We start from the raw sequence: 645 nt of genomic DNA on the forward strand, positions 1-645 counted from the left end.
CCACACCTTGTAATTTTACGTCGCTCATATAAGCACCTCATTTAACTTATAACCAAACAAGCCGACTTTGATTTTCATCAAAGCCGGCATCATATCAACTAAGCACTAAACCCTTACTGAAGAAGAGATAGAACTTGCTGAGGTCTAGCATTTGCTTGTGACAATACTGAAATACCTGCCTGCTGTAGAACCTGAGACTTAGACAATGCCGCAGTTTCTGCCGCGAAGTCCGCATCACGAATTCGAGAGTTTGCAGCTGACAAGTTTTCACTACTGACAGAGTTGTTTGAAATAGTAGACTCAAAACGGTTTTGAATCGCACCCAGTTTCGCTTGCTCACTTGCTACCTGGTTAATAGCGTTATCGATCGCAGTAATTGCTTCTTCAGCACCCTCTAGGGTACTAATATCGACATCTTTCAGTAGTGTACCCGACTCTGATCCACCAAAGCTACCAACTGCATTAAAACCAGCCCGCTCATTATTGCCCGTTAGCGTACCCACTGAGAACTCACCAGCCGCCTCAAGCGTAACGCCAGCAACATAGTTTTCATCAGTCGTAAAACCCGAGTCACCAGCCGTAGCCACAGTCAATTCAATATTACGACCATCTTCAGCAACCAAAGTGTATTGATTATTATCCAAT

Annotated in this window: 1 protein-coding gene; it reads right to left on the reverse strand. The window is 44.0% G+C overall.

The window, feature by feature from the left end; genetic code table 11:
* Positions 1-113: 113 nt before the first annotated feature.
* On the reverse strand, positions 114-645 hold a 532-nt coding region (locus A3729_RS04140; RefSeq protein ID WP_255376374.1), incomplete at its 5' end, for a flagellin.

This window comes from Oleiphilus sp. HI0043 (genome assembly GCF_001634935.1).